We start from the raw sequence: 19,976 nt of genomic DNA, 5'->3' as shown, positions 1-19,976 counted from the left end.
TTCAACCCCCCAGGTTGAGCGTGAGTTTGGTGACGGCGAACGCCTCGGCGTATCGCTCGTGGCATTCGATGCCGCGGATCCGCGCGAGGCCGAGGAAGGCCTCCCGGTCGTACCAGGGCCGGTGTCGCTGCGAGGGGTAGTGCTCCTGCAGCAGCCGCACCTTCTGTTCGGCGGTCTCCGGCGACAGCGGCTGGTACGCCGCCATGCGGCCGAGATCGCCGTCCCACTTGACGATCTCGTAGCCGAGCACGAGGTGGTCGCGGAAGGCGGTGGGTATCAGCTGCGCCAGGCCGCGGTGGTCCTGGTGCGCGTCGTCCGCGCGCGGGGCCAGTACGAGGTCCGGGTCGGTCTGTCCGCGTAGTTCCTCGACCGCGGCCTTGGCCTCCTCCCAGTGCGCGGGCAGCCGGCCGTCGGGCAGCTTGTGCACGGTCAGCCGGAGGTCGGCGCCCGGGCAGAAGGCGGTGAGCGCGGCCTGTTCCTCCTGCTCCCGGTCGCTGCCGCCGCCGGAGAGCACCAGCGCGTCGACGCGGATGCCCGGTCGGGCCTGACAGAGCGTCAGCAGGGTGCCGCCGGCGCCGATGGCGATGTCGTCGCAGTGCGCGCCCACCGCGACGATCCGGTCCAGGGGTCCGGCCCCGAGCCGGATCACGTTCTGGCTCCGGCGCTGTCCCGCTCCCACACGGCCCACGGGCGGTCGCCCCGGGTGTAGGCGTCGTCGAGCGCGGCCCGCTCCTTCACGGTGTCGGTCGGCTTCCAGAAGCCGCGGTGCTGGTGCGCCACCAGCCGTCCGCGCTTGGCCAGTTGGGCGCATCCGTCGGCGACCAGGTCCCCGTTCTCCGGTATGTGGTCGAAGACCTCCTGGCGGAGCACGAAGTAGCCGCCGTTCTCCCACAGCGGCATGTCGCTCACCGCGGTGATGCCCCCCACGAGGCCGTCCTCGCCCAACTCCACGCAGTGGAACGAGGATTGTGGCGGTACGACCATCATCGACGCGCCGGCGTCACGCAGGGCGAACCGGTCGATCATCTCGGGCAGCGGGGCGTCGGTGAGCACGTCGGCGTAGTTGGCGAGGAACATCTCGTCGCCGTCCAGGTGGTGCCGCACCCTGCGCAGCCGCTCCCCGATCGGTGACTCGATGCCGGTCTGCGCGAACGTGATCGTCCAGTCGGCGATGTCGGTGGACAGCAACTCGGTGCGCCCGCCCCGCAGTACGAAGTCGTTGGACGCCGTCTCCTCGTAGTTGAGGAAGAAGTCCTTGATGTGGTGGGCCCCGTAGCCGAGGCACAGGATGAACTCCGTGTGCCCGAAGTGCGCGTAGTAGCGCATGACGTGCCAGATCAGCGGGCGCGGCCCGACCATCGCCATCGGCTTGGGCACGTCGTCGGAGGTTCCGTTGCGCATGCGCATCCCGTAACCGCCGCAGAACAGGACGACCTTCATGCCGTGACCTCCTTCAAGACGCCGTCGACAATGCTCAGTTCGGGGATCGGAAAGACCAGCCGGCCGCCCCACTCGTGCACGAACGACAGCTGCTCGACCAGCTCTGCCCGCAGGTTCCACGGGAGGACGAGGACGTAGTCCGGCTTGTCGGCGGCTATCTGCTCGGGCGGCAGGATCGGGACGCGGGTGCCCGGGGTGAACCTGCCGTGCTTGTACGGATTGCGGTCGACCGTGTACGCGAGCAGGTCGGGCCGGATGCCGCAGTGGTTGAGCAGGGTGTTGCCCTTGCCCGGGGCGCCGTAGCCGACGACCGTCTCGCCGCGCTCGGCCGCCTCGACGAGGAACCGCAGCAGATCCCGGCGCACCTTGGCCACCCGGGCGGAGAACTCGGTGTACCCCGACAGCTCCTGCAAGCCGGCGGCCTTCTCCCGGGCCAGCACGTCGGCCACCCGCTGCGACGGCTCCCCCGCCACCTCGGCCGGCCGGGCCCACAGCCGGATGGAACCGCCGTGCGTGGGCAGCAACTCGACGTCCACGAGGGCGAGTCCGCCGCTCGCGAGGGCTCGGATCGCGGAGGCGACCGTGTAGTACTGGAAGTGCTCGTGGTAGATCGTGTCGTACTGGTTCTCCTCGATCAGGGTCAGCAGGTGCTGCACCTCGATGGAGACCCAGCCGTCGTCGGCGACCAGCGCGCGCAGCCCCTGGGTGAACCCGACGATGTCGGGGATGTGCGCGTACACGTTGTTGGCCACGACCAGGTCCGCCGGGCCGTGCTCGGCACGGACGGCCGAGCCGGTGTCGGGGCTCAGGAACTCCGTGAGCGTGGGCACCCCCGCCTCGCGCGCCGCGGCACCGACGTTCACCGACGGCTCGATGCCGAGGCAGCGGATCCCGCGGTCCACCACATGTCTCAGCAGGTACCCGTCGTTGCTCGCGACCTCGGCCACGAAGGCGTCGGGACCGAGAGCGAGGCGCTGTACGGCGTCGGCGACGTACGTGCGCGCGTGCTCCACCCAGGAGGTCGAGTACGAGGAGAAGTACGCGTACTCCTTGAACGTCTCCTCCGGCGTGATCAGCGGCGGGAGCTGCGCGAGCCAGCAGTCGGTGCAGACCCGTAGGTTCAGCGGGTAGGTCTGCTCCGGCCGGTCCAGTTGGTCGGCGGCGAGAAAGCTCTCGCACGGTGGTGTCGCCCCCAGATCGACGACGCTCGTCATCGCCTCCGAGCCGCAGAGTCGGCATCGTGTCATCAGCTGTCCCCATTCCCCCTGCTCGCGCGGGTGTCCCCGCCGCGAGCCAGTGCTGACCGACCCGCGATCGCGGTGCGGTACTCCTCCAGCAGGTGCTCCAGGCCGACGGCCGGGCTGAATCCCTGCTCGTAGCGGTGCCGGGCCGCCTGCCCCATCTCCCGGTTGCGGGCCGGGTCGGCCGCGATCCGGCGTATGCGGGACGCGAGCGAGGCGGGCTCGCCCGGCCGGTGCAGCAGCCCGGTGACGCCGTCCTCGACGAGTTCGACGAAGGCGCCGTGGCCCGCGGCGACGGCCGGGACCCCGGCCGCCATCGCCTCCACGACCACCAGGCCGAACGCCTCCAGCCACGTCGAGGGAGCCACCACGGCGACCGACCGCGCGATGGCCTTTTGGCACTCCCCCGCGTCCAGCAGGCCGACGTAGCGCACGTCGTCCCGGCCCGCGGCCCAGGCGGTCACCTCCGGCTCCAGCGGACCGGTGCCGGCGATCACGAGCGGTACGCCCGTACCGCCGCCCGCCGCGATCTCGTCCCACGCGGTCATGAGCAGCCGCACGCCCTTGGCCTCCGCGAGCCGGCCGAGATACAGCACGTGCTCGCCGTCACCCGTGCGGCGACTGCCCGGCTCCGGCACGAAGTTGTGCTTCACCGCCAGCCGCTCGGCCGGCATCCCGGACCGCACCAGGACGTCACGCTGCGCCGCCGAGATGCAGAGGAACCGCTCCACGCCGGACCACCACCGGCGCCGGTTGACCGACAGGCTGACCGCGAGCGGCACGGTCGCCAGGCGGGAGTTGCGGTAGCAGCCGTGCCGGACGGCGGGCAGCGGCGTCGAGCCGACGCACTCGGTGCACGGTCGGCCGTCCCGCTGGAGCGTGCCGGGCGGGCAGACCTGGGTGTAGTTGTGCAGGGTGGCGACGGCGGGCACGTCGGCGTCGGCGCAGGCGGCGAGCACGGCGGGCGACAGGAGCGGGAAAACGTTGTGGACGTGCACCACGTCCGGGCGCTCGGCGCGCAGCCGGGCGGCGAGTTCCGTGCGCACCGCCGGGTTCCACGGCACGAGGAGCGGCACCGCGACCTTGCCGAGGAGCGAGCGGGCGCCGATGTCGTCGCTGCGCCGCTCGAACACCTCGACCCGGTGGCCGGCCGCGCGCAGCAGCTGAACCTCCTGGTCGACGACCTTGTTCTCCCCGCTCGGCTGCGCCGAGTTGTAGCGGTTGTGCACCACGAGAACGTGCATGCTCAGTTCACCTCCGATCTACGGGCCCAGCGCGGGATGTGTCGTCGCGAGGCTTCGGGCAGCGCGAGCGGAGCGGCCTGGGCGGGTGCCGCCAACAGCGAGGCGGCCAGGGCCAGATGGAGCAGATACGGCGAGGCGTCACCGAGACCGGCCTCGGTGTACGAGGCGATCGCGCAGTAGCTGATCAGGAAGATCGCGCAGGCCCTCTCCAGCGACGGCGGCCGCAGCAGCGCGACGCCCCCGAGCACGGCGATGACCGCGGCGACGAGGGTGACGCCGATCAGACCCTGCTCGTTGTAGACGGCCAGCCAGCTGTTGTCGATCGGCAGCCCGCCGAACGACTTGTCGCCGAGGCCCACGCCGAACACCTGCTCCGCGGTCGACCGGGGCGCGGCCAGCAGGGCGTGCCAGACCTTGGCCCGGCCGGTGAGACTGGAGAAGTTCTCCTGGCTCTGTCCGCGCAGGAACCACGACTGGAGCGCGGAGGCGAACCCCACCGCGGCCACCACGGCACACAGCACCGCCCAGGAGAAGAACCGGCGGGCCGCCCCGCTGGTCAGCACGAGCGAGCAGATCGCCAGCGCCAGCCCGATGAACAGGCCGAGCGTGGCCGTCCGGGTGTGGGTCAGCGCGAGCAGCACGAAGGACGGCACGATGACCAGCACGGCGCTGGTCCTGTCGACGCGGCGGCCCACGACGAGCAGCACGGTGAGGCCGATGATGACCGCCGCGTACTGCCCGATCTGCGGCGGGGTGAGCGGCCACAGCGCGCCGACGAGGCGTCCGCCGTAGAGGCCGGGCAAGGCCTTGCCCGGGGAGACGACCAGGCCGGCGGCCACCGATCCGAGCACCGCGAAGTACATCCGGATGTGGTACCGGACGAACGTCAGGCCACCGTCCCACCAGCGGGTGAGCAGCCACAGGGTGCCGATGAAGAGGGCCAGCCGGAAGCAGCGGAACAGCGCGCCGAGCCCGGACTCCAGGCTCGCGCTGGAGATCACGCTCGACACCAGCAGCAGGGTGAGCAGGAGCACGTAGGCGCTGGGCCGGACGCGCAGCCGTTGATTGGCCACGAGTGCCAGCGCGAACGCGGCGACCAGCGACCCCATGGTGACCATCTGGATGAGGGAGCGGGGCAGCGGGACGATGGTCTTCGCCCCTGCGGAGCCGAGCGTGTTGAGGACCAGCAGCCCCCAGACGATCCCGACGATCTTCGGCGTGCCGGCCGGGCGCGGTTCGGCGCCGGGCGGTGTCCCCGCCGTGGCCGCGGCGCGCGTCAGGTTCTCAGGCATGTCAGCCACCGGCCTGTAGGTCGAGGGTGCTGCCCTTGTCCTGCAGGTACGGCGTCGCCTGCCACTGCCCGAAGTCGAGCACCCGGCTCTGGTCCTCGGCGACGAACTTCCACGGCCCGACGTAGACGTTGTCGTGCCAGCGGTTGTGCTGCTTCCCGGTGATGGCGTCGGCCACCTGCTCGCCCTTGTACGGCGACCAGTCCGGATAGGTGCCGTAGTTGGACAGCACCGCCATGCGGTCGCACATCTCCGTGCACTTCACGACGGACTCGTCGAGCACGAAACGGTTGTCGTGGATGTCCACCCGCTGGGTCTTCCACCGGCAGTCGGAGTAGAGGGGTGTCTTGGCGATCGCCGGTCGCACGCAACTGCTCGTCTTCTTCACCAGCAGCGTGCAGTCGCCGGACGAGGTGTTGGCCGGGCTGTTGCAGAACCGGTCGGCGTTCTCCCAGAGGGTGATTCCGGACCAGTTGTTCTCCAGCACGTTCCGGTAGATCTCGATCTTGTCGGTACGGGCCTTGATCCGTGGTTCGCCGCCGGACTCGGACAGGTAGACGGTCGCGTACGGGAAGTTGTCGCCGCCGTCGGCCGCCTTGCGGCCCTCGACCCAGTTGTTCCGCCGGATCGTGTTGTCCCGGATGACCGCGTTGTAGCTGGTCTCGTAGATCAGTGCGGCGCCGTCGTTGGCCTCGATCACGTTGTTCTCGATGCGGAAGTCGTTGTTGTCGGTGTCCGCCCACAACCCGGTTCCGCGGTTGTCGTGCACCCAATTCCCGCTGATGTCGGCGCCGTTGACCGCCCAGAACTTGATGCCTCCGGTGCAGCCACAGCCCTCCTTGCGCCGCTCCCAGTCACCGGTGTTGTTGCCCGTGATCTCGTTGCCCTCGACCACCAGGCCGGTGATGCGGCCGTTGCCCTTGTAGGCGTTCATGCCGTACTGGCCGTTGTCGCGCAGGCAGCTGTCACGGACCTGCTGGCGGGCACCGGCCATCAGCCCGGCGCCGGAGTTGTTCTGGATCGTGGCGTCTTCGATCACCCATCCGTCGGCCGAGTCGTGGTTGACCACGCCCTCGTCCTGCGGCGCGACGAAACCCTGCACCGTCAGATAGCGGATGGTGACATCGGGGGCGTTACCGGTGAACGCGTACTGGTTCTTCTTCCGGCCGTCGACCACCGCGCCCGGCGCACCGAGGTAGCGGTCCCCCTTCTTGGGGATGACCTGGGCGTAGCGGTCCGGGTCGAGCCTGTGCTTGCCGGGTCGGAGCCAGAACGTGGTGTTCGGAGGGCTGCTCTTGGTCTTCGCCGCCAGGTCACCGACCACAGCGGGGTCGACGGTCACCGCGCCCGCCGGTGCCTTCGCCGGCCCGGCCGCGGGGTTGGCGCACACCCGGGCCACGGTCCGGGCGGCGGACGTGGCCGTGGACGGCGCGGCGGCCGGCTTCGTCGTGGCCGGGGCGCTCGACGTGCTCTCACAGCCGGTCGCCGTCAGCAGGGCCAGCGCCAGCGGTGCCGCCGCCAACGCCCAATGCCGCCTGTTGATCCTCACACGCCCCCCTGGCCGCGGAACCCGAGCACGGTGGTGAACGCGCCCGCGCCGTCGGCGAAGCCGGTGCCGACCAGCGTGGTGGTGGGTTCCTTGCGCCCGAATCCGGCGGAGTACCAGCCCAGCGGCGGGTCCGTCTCGCCGCGATGCGCCTGCCAGGACAGCTGCCCCGGCAGGTCGAGCACGGCGGAGCGGTCCTCGCCGTCCCGGGTCCAGGTGAGGACCGCCCGGTGCCCGGCCAGGTCCGCGGCGATCTCCGGGCCGAGGTGAAATGCCAGGCGCACGGCCCGGCGTGGGCCGCGGACCTCATCGACGAACCGCAACTCCCGGCTCGCGGCCGTCAGTTCCACCCGGCGGCGGTGCACCGATCCCTGGTAGCCGTCGTGCTCGGCGGCCCAACGGGCCACCCCTTCAACGGAGTTGTCCACGTCCAGGACGCGGGTGCGGGCGTGCCGGGTCCACAGGAACGGGCCGCCGGAGACGGACTGGTCACCGCCGTCCAGTTGCAGGGTGTTGTGGCCGAGGGTCGACCGGAAGTACTGCCGCCACGCGGGCTGCCCGTGGTAGCAGTACGTCCCCGGGTCGGCGAGCACGTCCACCCCGTCGTGCCGGACCTCCACGGACAGCGCGTCGGCGTGGGCATGCGCGGCGATGGACAGGAAGCCGTGCGGACCGCCGTCGCAGCGGCACCAGATCTCTTCCGGACCGCGCAGGACGGTGAGCCCCGCGTCGGCGAAGTGGGCGGGCCTGGTCGCCGGACGGGCGGTTCCGTTCTTCGCGTACGGCCGGATGAGCGCGGCCAGCAGCGGGGTGCGCACATCGGTGCCGGTCTCCGTCGGCCACCAGGCGAGCCGGCCGAACACGGCGTCGCCGGTGGCGAGCAGCGAGGCCCAGCGGTCGCTGCCCGCACCGTCCAGGATCAGGCCGTGGCCGTCGTCCGCGTCCCCCTGGCGGGGCGGTCGCAGTCGGTTGTCCACTACGGCGGCGAGCGCGTCGGTCATCCGCAGCAGCACCAGCCGGAGCGACTCGGGCACCGGCACGCCTGCGGCATCCGCCTCGGCCACCGCGGCCAGGCCGAGTTCCAGCACGAGTCCGTGATATTCGGTGGCCAGCTCGCGGTTGAGGCCGGAGTCGAAGGTGTTGGCGCGCAGCTGCCGCTCCAGCGACCGCAGCGCGCCGGACCGCCAACGCGCCGAGGAGGGGAACCAGTTGAACGCGCAGGCCGCGGCGAACTGTCCGGCGGTCTCGGCGATGACGTGGTTGTTCGCCGAGGAGCCCCGGCTGGGGAAGGCGGCCAGCCAGCGCTGGTGGTGCCAGATCTGGTTCAGCGCCACCGGGTTGTCCTCGAACAGCTCGGCCGCGCCCGGCCAGCCGTCGAGCAGCCGCCGGATCCACACCCAGGACAGCAGCCGGATGCCCAGCTCGATGCCGCTGATCCAGTGCACACCGCGTAGCGGCGGGTTGGCCGTCCACCACGACCGCAGGTGCCCGGCGACGCGCTCGGCGTACCGCTCGTCCCCGGTGACCGCGTAGGCGGCGGCGAGCACGGTGAGGTACTGGTGCCGGGACGGCTCCCAGATCTGCTTGACGTCCCCGGCCACGTCCTCGTCGCGGTACGGCACGTCGAAGGCGTAGCCCGACGGGGCCCGGCGCCCGGTCTTCGGGTCGTAGAACCAGTCCGGGTCGGTGAGGTCGTCGCGGACCACCCCGAAGAACTCGGCGTGACCGGCCATCAGTTGGTCCGCCTCGGCGACGAGGCGTTTCGCGGCGTCCGGCGGCACCTCGGCGATCGTCCCCGCGGGCAGGACGGCGGTGAAGCGGGCGCCGGTGACGCTCGGGCAGTCGGGCGGCGCCGACCGCCAGCGCCACCTGCGCACGGCGTCGCCCGACCGGCCCGCTACCTCTCGCGGGCCCATCCGGGACAGCCGGCGCAGGTACCAGCCCGCGCTCATGGTCATGGCGTCCTCGCCAACGTCACCGGCGCGCCGCCGGCCAGGCCGGTCCGCACGGCGAGGGTGGCCGCCGTGGTGGCGACCAGCGACTCCAGCGGCACCGGCATCGGTCCGCCGGTCCGAACTGCCTTGATGAACGCGGCCAGTTCGGCGTTCTGGCCCTTGTCCCGGGCCTTGGGCAGCCGCGAGCTGACCCACTTCTTGCTGCCGTGGACGGAGGCGCGGACGAAGTCGTCGAGCCGCAGCACCTTGCCGTCCGCGACCAGGTCCAGCGTCTCCTTGGGGAAGCCGGGTGCGCCGGTGGTGACGTAGCTGATGGTGGCGGTGGACCCGTCCGGGTAGCGCAGGACGACCTGGAGATCCTCGTTGCCGGGCGCGGCCGTCGCGTACACCGAGACCGGGTCGGCGTCGAGGAGCCAGCTCGCCGTGTCGATGAAGTGTCCGCCCTCGCCGGCGAACCGCGAGCCCTCGGCGCCCTGTTGGAGGTACCAGCTGCCGTGCTGGAGCTTGCCCGCGTTGACCAGGTAGCGCAGGCTCGCCGGACCGGTCCGGGCGCCGAACCGCTCCTTGGCCTCCGTCAGCAACGGTGCGAAGCGGCGGTTGAAGCCCACCTGGAGCCGGTCGTTGCCGGACTCCTCCACCGCCGCGAGTACGCCGGCCAGCTCGTCCTCGGTGAGGGCCAGGGGCTTCTCCACGAACACCGTCTTGCCGGCCAGCAGTGCCTGCCGGGTCAGTTCGGCGTGAGAGCTGTGCCGGGTGACCACGAACACCGCGTCGACGGACTTGTCGCCGAGGACGGCATCGAGGTCGGTGGTCGCCTCGGCAAAGCCGAACTTCCGCTGTGCGTTGGCCCCGGACAGCGCCGTCGTGGTGACGACGGTCGACAGCTCGACACCCTCGCGCCGGGCCAGGTGCGGCAGCAGCATCGACGTCGCGTAGTTGCCCGCGCCGACGAACGCGACACGTACCGGCGCGTTGGCGGACCGGACCGGGGCGACGGTCTTACCGCTGCGTCGCACCTCGGGCACGGACACCTCCGGGGCCGCCGACTCCCTTTGTTCCTCCGCCTGTTCGGGGTAGCGGAACAGCACGGCCACGGCCTTCAGTTCGCCGTCCTTCAGGCTCTGGTACGTCTCGACGGCGTCGTCGAAGTCGGCGATGTGGGAGACCAGGGGCTCCACGTCGACGCGACCGCGGGCGAGGAGATCGAGGAAGCACGCCAGGTTGCGGCGCTCGGTCCAGCGCACGTAGCCGATCGGGTAGTCGCGTCCCTCCAGCTCGTACGACGGGTCGTAGCGCCCGGGGCCGTAGGAGCGCGAGAAGCGGACGTCGAGTTCCTTCTCGTAGTACGCGTTCCACGGCAGGTCCAGGCGGCACTTGCCGATGTCGACGACCCGGCCGCGGTCCCGTGCGAGCCGGGCGGCCAGTTCGACGGGCTGGTTGCTGCCGCCGCCGGCGGCCAGGAACACCTGGTCCACGCCGTGGCCGCCGGTGAGTTCGGCGACGGCCGCCTCCACGGCCGGGGAAGCGGGGTCGCCGCAGGCCGCGGCGCCCAGACGCTCGGCGAGGTCGCAGCGCGTCGGGTCGGGGTCGGCGCCGACCACGCGGACTCCCGCGGCGGTGAGCAGCTGGACCACCAGCTGCCCGATCAGTCCGAGGCCGATGACCAGCGCCACCTCGCCGAGCTGCGGCTCGCCCTGGCGGACGCCCTGCATGGCGATCGAGCCGACGGTGCCGAAGGCCGCGTGCCGCGGGGCGAGTCCGTCGGGAACCGGGGCGTAGAGGTTCTTCGGCACCCAGTTCAGCTCGGCGTGCAGCGCGTGCTCGTTGCCCGCGCAGGCCACGAGGTCGCCGACCTTCACGTCGTCGATCCCGGCGCCGACCTGCTCGACCACCCCGCACAGCGAGTAGCCCAGCGGTGTGTAGGAGTCCAGCTTGCCCATCACCTTGCGGTAGGTGGCGGGCACCCCGTTGGTGGCCACGCTCTGCATGACCTTGGCCACCTGGTCCGGCCTTGAGCGGGCCTTGCCCAGCATCGACATGCCGGCCTCGGAGACCTTCATGAGTTCGGTGCCGGTGGATATCAGCGAGTAGGCGCTGCGCACCAGCACACCGCCCGGCTTGCACCCCGGTACTGGAACGTCGAGCACCGCCAGCTCGCCGCTCTTGTAGTTCTGTACAACCTGCTTCACCAGAACTCCTGTTTTCTAAGCCGTCGTCCGAGCGCTCTGGGCGGAGCCAGAGGTCGCGTCGCGATACCAGTACTCAAGGGTCAGTACGTGCCACAGATGCTTGGAGTAGTCCGCCTGTCCGGCGGCGTCCTCGGCGACCATGCGCGCCAGCGCGTCGCGGCGCAGGAGCCCGGAGCTGACGAGCAGGCCGTCGTTGACCACCTCGCGCACCAGCGGTGCCAGGTCCCGGCTCATCCAGGCGCGCAGCGGGGCGCTGAACAGGCCCTTGGGCCGGTACACGATCTCCCGGGGCAGGATCGAAGTGGCCGCCTCCTTGAGGACGGCCTTGCCCTGCCGTCCGACGATCTTGCGATCGCCGGGCACGGCGAACGCCGCCTTGACCACCTCGACGTCCACGTACGGCACCCGCACCTCGGTCGACGCGGCCATGCTCGACCGGTCCGTATAGGCGAGGTTGAGGCCCGGCAGGAACATCCGGGCGTCGGTCAGGCACATGCGGTTGACGAAGTCGTCGAGGTCGTTGTCCCGGTAGACGTCCGCATGTTCGGTCAGCACGTCGTCGACCGTCCCGGCCAGGTCCGGATCGATCAGGGCGAGCAACTCGTCCTGGTCGTACATGGTGTAGCTGCGCCGGAACGCGGTCTCCTCCGGCAGATCGGCGAACGAGAGGAACCGCTTCGCGAAGCGCACCGACCGGTACCCCCGGCGGGACGTGGCGACCGGCAGCCGGTCCACCACCCCGGACACCCCACGGCGCAGGGGCCGCGGGACGCGCTGGTAACGCAGCGCGAGCAGGTTGGCCAGGTGTTTGCGGTACCCCGCGAACAGCTCGTCGGCACCCATCCCCGAGAGCATCACCTTGACTCCGGCCTCCCGTGCGGCCTGGCAGATCAGGTACGTGTTGATCGCGGCGGGGTCGCCGATCGGCTCGTCCAGGCTGTACGTCATCTGCGGCAGCAGGTCGAGCACGTTCGGGGCGATCTCGATCTCGTGCAGGTCGACGCCGAATTGTTCCGCCACCTGCCGGGCGTAGCGCAGGTCGTCGGGCATCGCCTCGAACTTGGCGTCCTCGGCGCGGAAGCCGATGGTGTAGGCGGAGATCCCGGGCTGGTGGCGGGCCGCCAGCGCGGTGAGATAGCTGGAGTCGAGGCCGCCGGAGAGGAAGGTCGCCACGGGTACGTCGGAGAGCAGGTGGCGCCGGGTCGACTCCTCGACGACGGCGTCGAGGTCCGGCCGTTCGCCGGCCAGGGCCCGGTCCCGGCCCTCGGCGGCGACGTCCTTCAGGTTCCAGAACCGGCCGCGTTCCACCCGGCCGTCGGGCCGGCACCGGAGCCAGCTCCCCGGCGGCAGCTTCTCCGCCTCGCGGAACGCGCAGCGGGAGTCCGGCACCCAGTAGTAGAGCAGGGAGGCCACCAGTGCCGCGTGGTCCACCTCCAGCGACTTGCCGGTCGCGGCGGCGAGCGCCTTGAGCTCGGAGGCGAACATCAGGCCCTCGCCGCGCCGGAGCAGGAACAGCGGCTTGATGCCCAACTGGTCGCGGACCAGCACCAGTTCACCGGTCCGCTCGTCGAAGACGCCGAACGCGAACATGCCGCGCAGCCGGGGCAGGCAGTCCGTGCCCCAGCGCCGCCAGGCCTCCAGGAGTACCTCGGTGTCCGAGGTACCGCGGAAGCGCACCCCGGTGGCCGCCAGTTCGGCACGGAGTTCGGGCGCGTTGTACAGCTCGCCGTTGTACGTCAGGGCGAGGCCGTCCGAGACCATCGGCTGGGCGCCGGTCTCGGACAGGTCGATGATGGACAACCGGCGGTGCCCGAGCTGCACTTCGCCGTCACCCAGGGGGTGGCCGTAGCGGCCCGCGCCGTCCGGGCCGCGGTGGGCGAGGGTGTCGGTGAGCCGGTCGGTGACGGCCTTGCCGTCCGGCCATCGGTACGTGCCCGCGATGCCACACACGTCTACCGCACCTCCTGGTCGTTGTCCGGGACCCGTGCGGCCCGCATCGGCTGCCGTTCCGTGAGCCGCCGGCCTGTCGTGTTCTGCCAGGTCGGCCGCTCGCTCTGGCCGCGCAGCGCGTTGGCCAGCCCGTCCCACAGCGTGCCGTCGGTCCGGTCGCGCGGATCGGGATCGATCAGCACCACACCGATCACCGGGATGCGCTGGTCCGCGAGCTGCCGGGCCACGGTGTGCAGCCATGCGGCGCTGCCGTGCCCGGCACGGACGACGAGCACGGTCCGGGAGCCGAGGTGCTGGAGGTCGGTCCACGCCGTGCCGGGCGCCACCGAGCCGACGCCGATCCGCTGCTCCTGAGGCGACACGGCCGCGGCGTGTTCGCCGCCGACCACGGTGGGGTCTCCCGGTTTCGGGCGGCGGCCCGAGAGCTGCGTGCCGGGGAGAGCGTCGACGACGGTCACCGGCCCGTCCTCCCCCAGTGCCCGGGCGAGACCGAGGGCGATCACGGCCGTGCTGCGCGCGCAGCCGAGTTCCAGCAGCGACAGCGGTTCCGCCGAGCCGCGCGCGGTGCGGGCCAGTGTCGTCGTGAGCCGTTCGCGTGCCACCCGGGTCCGTCGGCGCTGCCACAGCCTGCCGGACCGCCGGGGCAGTTCCGCGATGACCGAGGCGCCGAGGTTCGCGGCGATGTCCCGGCGCAGCACGGGGCGGTCCGCCACCACCACGCCCACCGCGGCCAGCGCGAGCCCGAGGACCAGCCCGAGGACGAGTCCGATCACGGCGTCGGTGACGGCGGCCTTGGGCAGGGAGTGCCGTACCGCGTGCGGTGCGTCCACGATCTGCGTGCCGGCGACGAGCTGGGGAGCGCCGACGCGTGCCTCCTCGGCGCGCTGGCCGAAGTCGGAGATCTGTGAGGTGAGTTCGGCCCGCCGGGCGAAGAGCGATTCGAGGTTCGCCGAGTCCTTCGGGTCGGTGTCGGGCGTCCGGCCGGCGATCGTCTTGTTGACGTCGGCGAGCTCGGCCTGTATTCGGGCACGCTGGTCGAGCAGGCCCTGGGCGTTGGCGTCGGCGATGGCCCGGATGCGCTGGGCGTGGTCCGCGACGAACGCCTCGGCCAGTGCCTTGGCCCGGGCCACCGCTTCCGCGTCGGTCTTGCCCGTCACATCGATCTCAAGGACGTTGTTGGTCAGTCCGGTGCCCCGGTAGTCCTTCATGAAGTCCTCGGTTTTTTCCGGGGACTTCAGGATCCGAAGGGCCTGGCCGGCGATCCGCGAGGTCGCCAGCAGCTGGGCGTCGGTGCGGATCAGCGTTCCGGTGTCGTTCGGCTGGTCCTCCTGATGCGCTACCAGCACCTTGGTCACCGCGGCCGGTGCCGGCGGCAGCAGGACCGCCACGGCCGCGCCGATCAGCAGTCCGAGCAGTGCCATCGCGGACCAGAGCCGGCGGCGTCTGCGGACCGCGACCACCAGCGCCTGCACGTCGAGGAGCGGAGTGGTCGCCGACGACTCCGAAGTCGTGCTCGTCATCACGCCGAACCTCCCGTCGTGTGGCCGTGCACCGCGAACGTCAAGGTGGCCTCGTCCGCCGGACGGCTGGTGGTCCGCTTCGGACGGGTGGTGCGTACCGTGCCGGCGACGACGACACCGACGACCTCGTGGCCGCCGTCCGCGCACGCCTCGGCGATGTCCGCGAGTTCGTCCGCGGTCCGGCTGCCCGCGCCGACGACGACCAGGGCACCGGACTCCGTGTCGCGGTCGCGGTCCGGCACGACCGGCCGGTCCACCGACGCCTCCACCACCCGCAGCAGCGGATCGCCCGTGGCCTCGGCGACGAGCTGCCCCGCGGCCCGGCGGGCGACCTCGTCTCCTTCCGGTACGACGAGCAGCAGCCGCCGGGGGGCGGGCAGTCGGTCCCTCACGCGAGCGCACACCCGCCGGTAGCGGATCCGCCTGTCGGCCTCGTCGCCGGACCTCTGCGGGATCGGTACGTCCCACCGGGTGTCGACTCCGAGAAGCCGACGGATCCGGGACCTTGGGCCACGGCTCTCCGGCTCGTGCCCGCTCCGTTCACCGGGTACGTCGACGGTGCCGAGGAGCGGCGAGCCCAGCGCCGCGGCGATCTCCGCCTCGGTGCGCGGCCGGCGGCTCACCCGTGCGGCGGCGAGATGGCCGATGACCGCGAGCAGGAGGAACAACAGCGCCCCGCCGACGGTCAGTTGCGTCCTCGTCGGCGCCGCCGCGCCGGTCGGCCGGGGCGCCGGCCCCATGACGACCATGTTGGCCTTGCTGGTGGCCGACGGGGCGGCCTCTTCGAGCTTCTTCATGGCGTCCTGCAGCGCGGTGCGCAGCCCCTCCAGTTCAGTGCGGGTCTGCACGCTCTCCACGGTCTGCCCCGGATCGGCCGCACCGGCCAGGTCGGTGATACGGCGGTTGGTGTCCGCCACCTGCTTCCGCAGCGCCTCCGTCTCCGTGGCCGCCGCGGGGTCGATGCTGCCGCCCGCGACGCGCACGGCGAAGGTGACGAACTGCTGGGCCATCTGGTCGGAGAGCCGCTGCGCGCGCTCCGGGGTGTCGGCCGTACCGGAGATCTTGATGATGTTCCCGTCGTCGGCCTTGGCGCTGACCCGGTTCTGCAGGTCGGCGCCGCTGACGCCTTTCCAGCCGAGCGTGGCGGCCGCGCGGTCGGCCACCTCGGAACTGGTCGCGATGTCCACCTGGGTCAGCAGTTCGCGCTCGTCCCACTGGCCCGGCAGCAGGACCGATGCCGCCGCCGTGTACCGCGGCGGCAACAGCAGCACCGAGGTGCCGTAGCCGAAGAGCGCGCCCGCTACGGCGAGGACGGCGAGGAGCCGCCAGCGCCGACGGAGAATCCGTCCGATCGTGACCAGACGGATCGTGTCCTCATTCAATGGTGCGGCCTCTTCCCCGTACGGACCGGCCCACCCGCCGACACCGGGGCTTGGTCCCGGCAGGCGGCGGCATAGGCGGCGAGCAGTGACGCTTGCGAGTTCTCCCAGGACAGCGGTCCGCTGATCCGCTCCTGGCCGGTCTTTCCCATCCGGGCCCGCTTCTCCGGATCGTCGAGGAGCAGCGCGATCAGCTTCGCGAACTGGGCCTCGTCGTTGGCGGGCGCGTAGACGGCGGCGTCGCCGGCGGAGACGCGCGCCTCCCGGAGGTCGAACGAGACGATCGGCCGTCCCATCGCCATGTACTCCAGGACCTTGTTCATGGTCGACACGTCGTTGAGCGGATTGCACGGGTCGGGGGAAAGGCACACGTCCGCGGTGCACAGGTAGCGCACCAGGTCGGCGTCCGGGATGCGCCCGGTGAACTGCACCTGCTCGGCGAGACCGAGTTGCCGGGACAGTTCCACCATCGCGTCGAAGGCGTCGCCGGCGCCGACGAAGACCGCGTGCCAGTCGGTCCGCCCGAGCTCGTCGCGCAGTTTCGCCAGGGCCCGCAGGGCGTAGTCGACGCCGTCCTGGGGGCCCATGACGCCGAGGTAGCACAGCAGATGGGGCTTGCCGCGCTTCAACTCCGGCTCCGGCGGCACCGGTTGGAACCGGTCGGTCGCGGGCGCGCTGCGCACCACGAAGACGTCCTCCGGCCGCTTGCCGCCGCGGCGCAGCGCGACGTCCCGGTAGCTCTCGTTCGTGGCGAGCACGATGTCCGCGGCCCGGTAGGTCCGCCTCTCCAGCGCGCACACGGCGCGGTAGAGCAGGTCCTCGCCGCGGTCGAACCGGGAGAGGTACAGCTCGGGCACCAGGTCGTGCTGGTCGAAGACGAACCGCGCGCCGCGCCGCTTCAGCCACAGCGCCGGCAGGAACAGCAGGTCGGGCGGGTTGCAGGCGTGGACCACGTCGACCGGGCCGACCTTGCGGGCCAGCCGGACCGTGTGCCAGAGCGCCGTTCCGTACTCCCGCAGGTAGCCGGCCGGTCCTCCGGTGGCCGCGCGCAACGGGTACCGGTGGATCCGCACCCCGTCGATCACCGCCTCCGGCTCCGTGTCCCGCTTCTCCCCTTGGGGGCAGATGACGTGCACTTCCCAGCCCGCGTCGCGCAGGGTGGTGCACTCCTGCCACACCCTCCGGTCGAACGGCACCGAGAGGTTCTCCACCAGGATCAGCGCGCGTCGGTTCGAGCCGTCGCGGCTGATTGCGTTACCAGGCAAGGCCCATGTACCCCGGTTCGTTCCGGCGCGCGTCGGCGTCGGGAAGATGGATGAGGTCGACGATCGCCGGTCCGCCCGCATGGGGCAGCGCCGCCAGCACGGCCGGATCCTTGGTCCCCACCAGGCACACCTCGGCGTGCTCCAGCACCTCGTCGACGGAGTCGGCGAGCAGTTGCGCGAGATGCGGCAGCCGGCTCTCGATGTACTCGCGGTTCGCGCCGAGCAGCCGGGAGAGACTCACGTTGGCGTCGTAGATCTTGAGGTCGTAGCCCTTGCCGAAGAGTCTTTCCGCCAGCTCGACGAGCGGGCTCTCCCTGAGGTCGTCGGTGCCGGGTTTGAAGGACAGCCCGAACAGGCCCACCCGGCGCTTCCCGGTGCGTTCGACCAGGTCCACCGCACGCTGCAGATGGTCTGAGTTGGAGGCCAGCACGTGGGAGAGGATGGGCACGGAGACGTCGGCCCGCTGCGCCGCGTGGACCAGGCTGCGCAGGTCCTTGGGCAGGCAGGAACCGCCGAAGGCGAAGCCGGGCCGCAGGTAGGCGGGGCTGATGTTCAGCTTGCGGTCGGCAAGGAACACGTCCATCACCTGGTGCGAGTCCACGCCGAGCGCCTGGCACACGGAGCCCAGCTCGTTGGCGAAGCCGATCTTGAGGCCGTGGAACGCGTTGTCCGCGTACTTGATCGCCTCGGCGGTCGGGATCGGCACCCGGAACACCTCGCCGGACAGGCCGTCGTAGAGCGCCGCCACCGCGTCGCCGCTGGCCGGGTCGAGTTCGCCGATGACGGTCTTGGGCGGGTCGAAGAAGTCCTGCACGCTCGTGCCCTCGCGCAGGAACTCCGGGTTGACCGCGACCCCGAAGTCCGCCCCGGCCGTGCCGCCGACGTTCTTCTCCAGGATCGGCACCAGCAGGTTCAGGCAGGTGCCCGGGAGCATGGTGCTGCGGAACACGACGGTCTGCCGCCCGCCCCGCTCGGCGAGCGCGGCGCCGATCTGTTCGGTGACCCGCTCCAAGTACGTGGTGCACAGGCTGCCGTTGGGCTCCGACGGGGTGCCCACGCAGACCAGCGATATCTCGCTGCCCATGATCGCCTCGCGGACGTCACCGGTGGCGCGGAGCGCTCCGGTCCGCACGACCTCGGCGATGAGCTCGCCGATCCGCTCCTCGACCACCGGGGCCTTGCCGTCGTTGACCAGGTCGACCTTCACCTGGTTCACGTCCACCCCGATGACCTCGTGCCCCATGCTGGCCAGGCACGCGGCCGACACACAGCCCACGTAGCCGAGCCCGAAAACGCTGACTCTCATGCCCCGTCTCTCCCCCCAGTCAGGCCCTTGCGGCCTGCGGTCCGCGCGTCGGTCGGACGACCCCCGCGCATCAGTAGGCCCCTTGCCCGTAGAGCACCGCACGCAGCGTCTTCCACAAGATCACCGTGTCCAGGGCGAGCGACCAGTCCTCCACGTACCGCAGGTCGAGGCGGACCGCCTCCTCCCACGACAGATCGCTGCGTCCGCTGATCTGCCACAGGCCGGTGAGCCCGGGCTTGACCAGCAGCCGTCTTCGGATGTCCGGGCCGTACGCGGCGGACTCCTCCGGTAGCGGAGGCCGCGGGCCGACGAGCGACATCGATCCGGTGAGCACGTTGAAGAGCTGCGGGAGCTCGTCGAGCGAGTACCGGCGCAGCACCGCTCCCACCCGGGTCACCCGTGGATCCCGGCGGAGCTTGAACAGCAGGCCCGCGCCCTCGTTGCGGTCGGCCAGCTCGGCGCGTGCCCGGTGTGCGTCGGCGACCATGCTGCGGAACTTGAGCATGGTGAACTCGTGGCCGTCCTTGCCGACCCGGCGCTGGCGGTAGAACACCCCGCCCCGGGTGTCCATCAGCACGAACAGCGCGACGAGGATCATCAGCGGCGCGAACACGAGCAGCAGGATCGTGGCGCCCAGCCTGTCGACGACCCCCTTGATCGCCCGGCGGCCTCCGGTGAAGGTCGGCATGCTGACCCGTAGCAGCGGTATCCCGAGCACCGCGTCGACGTGCAGCCGTGGACCGGCCACCTCCATCAGCACGGGGGCCACGATCATCTCGGCGTCGCTGCCTTCGAGGTTCCAGGCGAGCCGCTGCAGCCGGTCCGGTGACCAGTGCGGGTCCGGTGTGACCGCGACGACACGGTAGCCGTCGTGGCGGACGTGCTTGGCGACGTCCTCCAGCAGACCTATGACCGGCACTCCGTCCAAATGGTCACCGTCCAGGCCGCCTTGCTCGCCGTCGATCCCACGGCCGTCCGTCGTGCACACCGCCTCCACCCGCCAGCCGAGGTGCGGGAATTTGCGGGTGCGGTTGATCAGGTCGCGCACGGTTGCCGGGCTCCCGGCGGCGAGCACCGGTCTCAGGCAGCGTCCTTCGTTGCGCTGTTTGTGCAACCAGAGACGGAGCACATACCGCTCGGTCATCGTGACGAGCGCGATCGCCGGGATCGCGACGAAGATCCAGAGCTTGATGTTGCGCGAGGTCAGGGCGATCCCGCCGAGCGCCAGCACGACGGTCGCCGTGAACAGCGAGCGTCCGAGCCGACGGAATTCCTCGGCACCCTGGCCGAGCACGGCCGGAGCCCACGACCGGCTCACCGCGAGCGCCCCCAGCACCAGCAGCTGGGTGCCGAAGGCGAGAATCCCCCACTTCTCATGCCAGTTGGCCGCGTCCCGGGCTCCGAAGAAGTCGCCGATCGACGCCACCACGAAGGCGGTGGCCACGGTGTCGCTGATGATCACGGTACGGCGGTACCGCTGTTCCCAATCGGTCGCGGGCTGGCTGATCGCCCCGTTCGCCAGACGCTCGCGCGCCGACGGAAAAGGGCCGAGTATTCCCCCCTGCCGCACAGAACCCCCCAAGGTCCCCAGTGTTTCGGCGTCGCTGCCTCACACTGTTTCGCCCCCTGCGGAGGGTCCCCGCCCCCCGCAC

14 protein-coding genes are annotated in these 19,976 nt (G+C 71.3%); all 14 read right to left on the bottom strand.

What is annotated here, in order from left to right:
• Nucleotide 1: 1 nt before the first annotated feature.
• Nucleotides 2-649 carry a PIG-L deacetylase family protein gene (locus AC31A1_RS03490; protein ID WP_489651759.1) on the bottom strand — a complete coding sequence of 216 codons (648 nt, stop codon included), beginning with the start codon at nt 647-649 and terminating at the stop codon, nt 2-4.
• Nucleotides 646-1,440: a glycosyltransferase family protein gene (locus tag AC31A1_RS03485; RefSeq protein WP_489651758.1), complete on the bottom strand. Its 795-nt coding sequence runs from the start codon at nt 1,438-1,440 to the stop codon at nt 646-648. The genes AC31A1_RS03490 and AC31A1_RS03485 overlap by 4 nt, the downstream gene beginning before the upstream one ends.
• The gene (locus AC31A1_RS03480) at nt 1,437-2,687 is read right to left on the bottom strand and encodes a methyltransferase domain-containing protein (protein ID WP_489651757.1); all 1,251 of its coding nucleotides are present in this window, start codon (nt 2,685-2,687) and stop codon (nt 1,437-1,439) included. Before AC31A1_RS03480 ends, AC31A1_RS03485 begins: the two co-directional genes overlap by 4 nt.
• Nucleotides 2,687-3,925 carry a glycosyltransferase gene (locus AC31A1_RS03475; protein WP_489651756.1) on the bottom strand — a complete coding sequence of 413 codons (1,239 nt, stop codon included), beginning with the start codon at nt 3,923-3,925 and terminating at the stop codon, nt 2,687-2,689. The genes AC31A1_RS03480 and AC31A1_RS03475 overlap by 1 nt, the downstream gene beginning before the upstream one ends.
• Nucleotides 3,926-3,927: 2 nt before the next feature.
• Nucleotides 3,928-5,217: an O-antigen ligase domain-containing protein gene (locus tag AC31A1_RS03470; RefSeq protein ID WP_489651755.1), complete on the bottom strand. Its 1,290-nt coding sequence runs from the start codon at nt 5,215-5,217 to the stop codon at nt 3,928-3,930.
• A 1-nt stretch (nt 5,218) separates the two neighbouring features.
• Nucleotides 5,219-6,763 carry a right-handed parallel beta-helix repeat-containing protein gene (locus AC31A1_RS03465; protein ID WP_489651754.1) on the bottom strand — a complete coding sequence of 515 codons (1,545 nt, stop codon included), beginning with the start codon at nt 6,761-6,763 and terminating at the stop codon, nt 5,219-5,221.
• Nucleotides 6,760-8,718: a heparinase II/III family protein gene (locus tag AC31A1_RS03460; RefSeq protein WP_489651753.1), complete on the bottom strand. Its 1,959-nt coding sequence runs from the start codon at nt 8,716-8,718 to the stop codon at nt 6,760-6,762. The genes AC31A1_RS03465 and AC31A1_RS03460 overlap by 4 nt, the downstream gene beginning before the upstream one ends.
• Complete coding sequence (locus AC31A1_RS03455; protein ID WP_489651752.1) at nt 8,715-10,904, bottom strand: bi-domain-containing oxidoreductase; 2,190 nt, start codon at nt 10,902-10,904, stop codon at nt 8,715-8,717. The genes AC31A1_RS03460 and AC31A1_RS03455 overlap by 4 nt, the downstream gene beginning before the upstream one ends.
• Nucleotides 10,905-10,919: 15 nt before the next feature.
• On the bottom strand, nt 10,920-12,854 hold the full coding sequence (asnB, locus tag AC31A1_RS03450; RefSeq protein ID WP_489651751.1) for an asparagine synthase (glutamine-hydrolyzing): 1,935 nt from the start codon (nt 12,852-12,854) through the stop codon (nt 10,920-10,922).
• A 2-nt stretch (nt 12,855-12,856) separates the two neighbouring features.
• Nucleotides 12,857-14,377 (bottom strand): Wzz/FepE/Etk N-terminal domain-containing protein, encoded by a 1,521-nt coding sequence (locus tag AC31A1_RS03445; RefSeq protein WP_489651750.1) that lies wholly within the window; start codon nt 14,375-14,377, stop codon nt 12,857-12,859.
• The gene (locus AC31A1_RS03440; protein ID WP_489651749.1) at nt 14,374-15,756 is read right to left on the bottom strand and encodes a Wzz/FepE/Etk N-terminal domain-containing protein; all 1,383 of its coding nucleotides are present in this window, start codon (nt 15,754-15,756) and stop codon (nt 14,374-14,376) included. The genes AC31A1_RS03445 and AC31A1_RS03440 overlap by 4 nt, the downstream gene beginning before the upstream one ends.
• A complete protein-coding gene (locus AC31A1_RS03435; RefSeq protein ID WP_489651748.1) occupies nt 15,753-17,018 on the bottom strand; it encodes a glycosyltransferase family 4 protein in 1,266 nt (421 codons plus the stop codon). The genes AC31A1_RS03440 and AC31A1_RS03435 overlap by 4 nt, the downstream gene beginning before the upstream one ends.
• Entirely contained in the window at nt 17,008-18,324 is a 1,317-nt protein-coding gene (locus AC31A1_RS03430; RefSeq protein WP_489651747.1) for a nucleotide sugar dehydrogenase, read from the bottom strand. The genes AC31A1_RS03435 and AC31A1_RS03430 overlap by 11 nt, the downstream gene beginning before the upstream one ends.
• A 70-nt stretch (nt 18,325-18,394) precedes the next feature.
• A complete protein-coding gene (locus AC31A1_RS03425) occupies nt 18,395-19,894 on the bottom strand; it encodes a sugar transferase (RefSeq protein ID WP_489651797.1) in 1,500 nt (499 codons plus the stop codon).
• Nucleotides 19,895-19,976 lie beyond the last annotated feature (82 nt).

This window comes from Streptomyces sp. P5F9, from assembly GCF_057961495.1.
This window is presented reverse-complemented; position numbering and strand designations above follow the sequence as displayed.